Source organism: Corallococcus llansteffanensis (assembly GCF_003612055.1).
Taxonomy (GTDB): Bacteria; Myxococcota; Myxococcia; order Myxococcales; family Myxococcaceae; genus Corallococcus; species Corallococcus llansteffanensis.
Window position 1 is genome coordinate 1 of sequence record NZ_RAWB01000805.1, and the last position, 3,444, is coordinate 3,444.

Consider the following 3,444-nt stretch of genomic DNA (forward strand, 5'->3'; position numbering starts at 1 on the left):
CGGCATGGTGGCGCTGCCGAAGGGCATGCGGGACGTGACGGACCTGCCCCGCCTCACCGAGGCGCTGCTGCGGCGACACCCGGAGGCGTGGGTGGAACGTGTGCTGGGTGGCAACTTCCGACGTTACTTCCGGGAGACGCTCGGCGGCGGTTGACAGCGAAAAACCGCTCGCGAAGAGTCGCCACCACCCATGAACCGTCTTTCTCTCGCGCTCGTGTCCTTCGGCTTCTTCCTCCTTTCCGGCTGTGGCGGGCCGGGCTCGGGTGACTCCTGTGACGGCGGGGACTACGTGTGTCAGGACGACGCGCAGGCGCTGGAGTGCCGGAACGGGGAGTGGCGCGCGCTGGCGTGCCGCGGGCCGCTGGGCTGCCGTGAACTGTCGGACAGCGTGCGGTGCGACACGTCCCTCAACCTGGAGAACGACGCCTGCGCCCAGGACGCCGAGGGCCGCGGCGGCTGCGCCCCCGACGGCAAGTCGCTGCTGCTGTGCGAGGGGGGCGTGCTGAAGAAGACCGACGCTTGCTCGTCGTGCACCGTGCAGGGCGATCAGGCCGTCTGCACTCCCTGACGGGCTCCGCGCGCCCTCGGTCTGAAGGCGCGCGGGTTCACCGCTCCGGTTCGCCGTCGTCCGAGGACGGCGGCGGGCTCCGGGCGGGCGGCCCGGGCAGGTAGCCTCCCGCCGCCATCCGCTTCGCGGACTTTTCGTACATCTCCGGCGCCATGCCCTGGACGCCGGTGCCGTCGATCCACCGGTTGTAGAAGTTGAAGAGGGCGCAGACGGAGACCGCGTCGTAGACGGCCTCGTCCGACCATCCCGCCGCCTTCACGTGCTCCACGTCCTCGCGGCGCACGTCTCCGGGCGCGTCGTTGAGCTTCTCCACGAAGGCGAACAGCGCCCTCTCGGCCTCCGGAATGGGGGCCGTCGCCACATCGTCCAGCACCGCCTGGACGCGCTCCGTGCTGCCCAGCAATTCCGCCGCGACCGCGGCGTGGGAGCCCGTTCAAAAAACGCAGGCGTTGCGCCGCGACGTGTACGCGGCGATGAGCTCCCGCAACCCCGCCGACAGCGGCGAGGGCCCGCGCATCACCTCGTGGGTGAACGCGGACAGCGCGTCCGTCATGCGCGGCTTGAAGGCGAACAGGTGCCAGATGCCCGGGGGCGCGAAGCCCGCGGCCTTCGCCCCGGCGATCATTCGTCCGTAGTGGCCGTCGGACGTGTGGGACTCGACGTCCGGCAGGTACAGCGCTTCCGGGACAGGGGGCTTCTTCATCGCGCACCTTTGCGTTTCGAGGACGACGGGGACGACGGGGACGACGGTCAGGACAGCGAGGCGAGGAACGCGTCCAGCACCGCGTTGAAGGCTTCCGGTTGCTCCTGGTTGGGCAGGTGCGCGGCGCCGGCGATGATCTCCAGCCGCGCGCCCTGCACCAGGTCCACCATCTGCTTCGCCTTGGCCACGGGCGTGACGGTGTCGTGCTCGCCCACCACCACCAGCGTGGGCCCCGCGAAGCGCGCGAGCAGGTCCTTGCTGTCCAGCCGCAGCGCCATGCCCCGCTGCGCGGCGGCGAGCGCCTGGGGCGAGGCGGCAAGGCCCATCGCCGTCACCTCGCGGCCCACCGGCGAGTCCGGCCCCGCGTGCACGAGCTTGGGGACCAGCCCCTGGATGACGGACGGCGTGCCTTCGGACAGGGCCTGCTTCGCGGTGGCCTCGCGCCTCTCCCGGCCAGCGTCGTCGTCCGCGGTGCACTGCGTGTCCACCAGCACCAGCCCGCGCACCCGGCCCGCGTCCTCGCGCAGCAGCGCCATGGCCGCGTAGCCGCCCATGGACACCCCGCCCACCACCGCCGCGTCGAGGTTCAGCGCGTCCAGCAGCGCGAGCGCGTCCTGCGCCAGGTGGCGCATTTCCGTGGGCCCTTCACCCCGCCGGCTCTGCCCGAAGCCGCGCAGGTCGGGGACGATGAAGCGGTAGCGCCCGGACAGCGCCGCCACCTGCCGGTCGAACGCGGAGCCGTCCAGCGGGAAGGCGTGCAGCAGCAGAACCGGCAACCCCTGGCCCACGTCCCGGTAGTGGAGCGGGATTCCATCCACGGCGACCGTCAGCATGCGTCCTCCCAGGTGCTCCGGTGCGGGTGCGGCGTCAGAGCCACTTCTTGTACTTGAACCAGCCGAGGAGCCCCAGCGGGAAGCCCACCATGGTGGCCCACATGAAGTAGTACCAACCCTTGCCCGACAGCTCGTCGAAGTTCTGCCCGAAGAAGCCCACGATGAAGGACAGGGGCAGGAAGAGGGTGGCGAAGATGGTGAGCTGCTTGCTGATGTCGTTGGTGCGGTTGGCCACCATGGACAGGTAGCCGTCCATCACGTTGCCTACGACGTCGCGGCTGGCGTCGATCTGCTCGTACAGCCGCACCAGGTGGTCGTACACGTCGCGGAAGTACAGCGTCGTCTTCTCCTGAATCTGCGGGATGCCCCGGCGCGACAGCATGCCCACCACGTCCCGCTGCGGGGACAGCACGCGGCGCAGCGTCACCAGCGAGCGCTTGAGCTGGAAGATGCGCTGGAGCTGTTCGGGGTCCGGCTCCGCGAAGATGGCGTCCTCCAGGTCCTCCAGCTCGTCGCTGAAGTCATCCATGATGGGGAACTGCGCATCCACGAGCGCGTCCGTGAGCATGTACAGGATGACGTCCACGCCCCGGCCCAGCGTCCCCGCGGGGTCGTCCTTCACGCGGCGCACGACGGCTTCATGGCTGGGCAGCCGGAGCTGGTGCACGCTGATGAGCCAGTCCGCGCCGAGGAAGAAGTGCTGCTCGTGCAGCGTCAGCTCCGTGACCTCCTTCCCGCAGGTGAAGCCCTGGAGCACGATGAACTGGTGGTGCGGGTACTCCTCCAGCTTGGGCCGCTGGTCCAGGTGCAGGCAGTCCTCCACCGCGAGCCGGTGGAGTTCGAAGCGCTCGGCCAGCCGGCCCAGCACGTCCGCGTCCGGCTCCAGGACGTCGATCCACTTGGGCCCCGGCCGGTCGAGCAGCTCCTCGCCCCCAGAAATCGCCTTGCCGTCCTCCCACAGACAGACCTGGATCATCTCCGTCGGCTCCCCGGCCATCCTTCTGGCCCGGGACGCTTGCTAGAACTCCCCGGACGCGATGTCGAGGGGTAGAGTGGGGTCAACGTGTCCGCTGCCGCCGAGAATCCCCCACCGGCCTCCCTTACCCCGAGGCTCGAAGAAATCCTCCAGTCACTGCCCGACCGCGCCTTCGCCGCGCGGCTGCGTGCGGTGTATCTCGCCGCGGCCCAGGCCATCCTGCGGCTGAGCGACCTGGACCTGGTGAAGTACGAGACGCCCGTCGTCGACGCCAGCCCCGACCTGTCGCTGTGGGAGGAGATGGCGCCCGTCATCCGCGACACGGTGATGGACGTCAACGCGCTGCTCAACGTCATCCGGGAGC

6 protein-coding genes and 1 pseudogene are annotated in these 3,444 nt (G+C 69.9%); 3 read left to right on the forward strand and 4 right to left on the reverse strand.

Annotated features, from left to right (window positions below):
- Window positions 1-154 (forward strand): membrane dipeptidase (locus D7V93_RS40460; protein ID WP_208723312.1); only part of this gene is annotated, 154 nt, incomplete at its 5' end.
- A gap of 36 nt (window positions 155-190) precedes the next feature.
- Window positions 191-568 carry a hypothetical protein gene (locus D7V93_RS40465; protein ID WP_120648347.1) on the forward strand — a complete coding sequence of 126 codons (378 nt, stop codon included), beginning with the start codon at window positions 191-193 and terminating at the stop codon, window positions 566-568.
- Between the two features lie 37 nt (window positions 569-605).
- Here D7V93_RS40465 and D7V93_RS40470 read toward each other — a convergent pair whose 3' ends face one another.
- From D7V93_RS40470 to corA, 4 genes are read right to left on the reverse strand one after another with little or no spacing between them, the layout of a single operon-like run.
- Window positions 606-971 carry a carboxymuconolactone decarboxylase family protein gene (locus D7V93_RS40470; protein WP_120648348.1) on the reverse strand — a complete coding sequence of 122 codons (366 nt, stop codon included), beginning with the start codon at window positions 969-971 and terminating at the stop codon, window positions 606-608.
- A 30-nt stretch (window positions 972-1,001) separates the two neighbouring features.
- Window positions 1,002-1,271 (reverse strand): carboxymuconolactone decarboxylase family protein, encoded by a 270-nt coding sequence (locus tag D7V93_RS40475; protein ID WP_120648349.1) that lies wholly within the window; start codon window positions 1,269-1,271, stop codon window positions 1,002-1,004.
- Between the two features lie 47 nt (window positions 1,272-1,318).
- Complete coding sequence (locus D7V93_RS40480) at window positions 1,319-2,104, reverse strand: alpha/beta fold hydrolase (protein ID WP_120648350.1); 786 nt, start codon at window positions 2,102-2,104, stop codon at window positions 1,319-1,321.
- Window positions 2,105-2,138: 34 nt separating this feature from the next.
- Window positions 2,139-3,080, reverse strand: coding sequence for a magnesium/cobalt transporter CorA (gene corA, locus D7V93_RS40485; protein ID WP_120648351.1), 942 nt, complete (start codon window positions 3,078-3,080; stop codon window positions 2,139-2,141).
- An 87-nt stretch (window positions 3,081-3,167) separates the two neighbouring features.
- Here corA and D7V93_RS40490 point away from each other — a divergent pair.
- Window positions 3,168-3,444, forward strand: a pseudogene (locus D7V93_RS40490) (hypothetical protein); the annotation flags it as partial.

What these genes read in the sequence shown, in the direction of transcription:
- D7V93_RS40465 (WP_120648347.1), top strand. Translation starts at nt 191, where the DNA reads ATGAACCGTCTTTCTCTCGCGCTCGTGTCCTTCGGCTTCTTCCTCCTT.
- D7V93_RS40475 (WP_120648349.1), bottom strand. Translation starts at nt 1,271, where the DNA reads ATGAAGAAGCCCCCTGTCCCGGAAGCGCTGTACCTGCCGGACGTCGAG.
- D7V93_RS40480 (WP_120648350.1), bottom strand. Translation starts at nt 2,104, where the DNA reads ATGCTGACGGTCGCCGTGGATGGAATCCCGCTCCACTACCGGGACGTG.
- corA (WP_120648351.1), bottom strand. Translation starts at nt 3,080, where the DNA reads ATGATCCAGGTCTGTCTGTGGGAGGACGGCAAGGCGATTTCTGGGGGC.